The sequence below is a fragment of the Actinocrinis puniceicyclus genome (assembly GCF_018283645.1).
In the GTDB taxonomy this organism is placed as follows: Bacteria; Actinomycetota; Actinomycetes; order Streptomycetales; family Catenulisporaceae; genus Actinocrinis; species Actinocrinis puniceicyclus.
In genome coordinates, this window is record NZ_JAGSXH010000306.1 from 1 (window position 1) to 1,584 (window position 1,584).

Below are 1,584 nucleotides of genomic sequence, written 5' to 3' on the forward strand. Positions count from 1 at the left end.
GCGCTGGTGGGCGGGGGGCCGGGGGAGAGCGACCTGATCACGGTGCGCGGGCGGCGGCTGCTGGCCGAGGCGGACGTCGTGGTCGCCGACCGGCTCGCTCCGCACGGGCTGCTCGACGAGCTGGCTGCGGACGTGGAGGTCGTGGACGCGGCGAAGATCCCGTACGGGCGGGCGATGGCGCAGCAGGAGATCAACCGGATCCTGGTCGAGCGGGCGAAGGCCGGCAAGTTCGTGGTGCGGCTCAAGGGCGGGGATCCGTACGTGTTCGGCCGCGGGTACGAGGAGTTGCTCGAGTGTGCGCGCGCGGGTGTCGCGGTGACGGTGGTGCCGGGGGTCACCAGCGCGGTCAGTGTTCCGGCGCTGGCCGGGATCCCGGTGACGCACCGGGGGGTGGCGCACGAGTTCACGGTGGTTTCCGGGCATATCGCGCCGGATCACCCGGATTCGCTGGTGGACTGGGCCGCGTTGGCGCGTTCGCGCGGCACGGTGGTGCTGCTGATGGCGGTCGAGCGGATGGGTGCGATCGCGCGGGCGTTGATCGGGCACGGTAAGGACCCGGATACGCCGCTGGCCGTGGTGCAGGACGGTGCGTTGCCGGGGCAGCGCACGGTGCACAGCACGCTGCGGGCCGCGGCCGAGGACCTGGCGGCGGCGGGCGTGCGGCCTCCGGCGATCGTGGTGCTCGGCCCGGTGGTGGCGCTCGCCCGCGACCTGGCGCACGCCGCCGGCGCGCCGGTGCTCTAAGCTGCGGTGCTTTAAGCTGCGGTTCGGCGTGGCGTCATCGCGCGCTGCGGTAGCGTTCGTAGATCACGCGTGAGCCGAACGTCCTGGTCTCGGCCAGTTGCAGCGGGACCTCCTCGGTGACCGGCGGCAGGTAGGGTGTGCCGCCGCCGACGAGGACCGGGTGGCGGAACATGCGCAGTTCGTCGACGAGGCCGAGCCCGATTGCCGCGGCGGCCAGGCCGGCGCCGCCGATCGAGACGTCCTTGTCGGTGGCGTTGAGCGCCGCGGCGACCTCCTGGTCCAGCGGCGCCCCGGCGAGCCGGGCGTTGCCCTGAACGCGGGTGAGTGTGCGGCTGAAGACGACCTTCGGCAGCGCGCACCACACGTCGGCGAACTGGTCCGTGGCCTCGCTCTGGCGCAGGGAGGCGTCCGTCTCCCACACCAGCATGGTCTCGTAGAGCCTGCGGCCCAGCAGATAGCCGCCGAGCCGGCTGACCTGCGCCAGGTGGAAACCGAACAGTTCCTCGTCGGGGGGCGTCCAGGCGAACCCGCCCGCGCGGTCGGCGATATATCCGTCCACGGAGACGCCCATCGAGTAGATCAGCATGACGTGGCTCCGGTCGCCTCGCGGCGGGCGACGATGACCGGGGCGGGATTGACCCGGGGGCCTGGCATGGGGCCGTCCTTCCATGCGTCCGCGGGCTGCTGCGCCAGGGCCTGGCGATCGGCGTGTTCGCGCGTTTGCCTCAGGATGCCACGGCGCCGCTGCCTGTTGCGCTTTCCGGCCGCCCCTCCGTACCCCTACCCCGACGACCGGACCCGAGGACTGCGGCCGGGCCGTCGCTGTGGCCGGGGCGGTGG

At 73.1% G+C, this 1,584-nt stretch carries 2 protein-coding genes; one reads left to right on the forward strand and one right to left on the reverse strand.

Annotation, left to right across the window (positions count from 1 at the left end):
* On the forward strand, nt 1-744 hold a 744-nt coding region (gene cobA / locus KGA66_RS28945), incomplete at its 5' end, for a uroporphyrinogen-III C-methyltransferase (RefSeq protein ID WP_211472776.1).
* A gap of 34 nt (nt 745-778) precedes the next feature.
* Here the strand turns inward: cobA and KGA66_RS28950 are convergent.
* Nucleotides 779-1,330, reverse strand: coding sequence for a dihydrofolate reductase family protein (locus tag KGA66_RS28950; RefSeq protein ID WP_211472778.1), 552 nt, complete (start codon nt 1,328-1,330; stop codon nt 779-781).
* Nucleotides 1,331-1,584 lie beyond the last annotated feature (254 nt).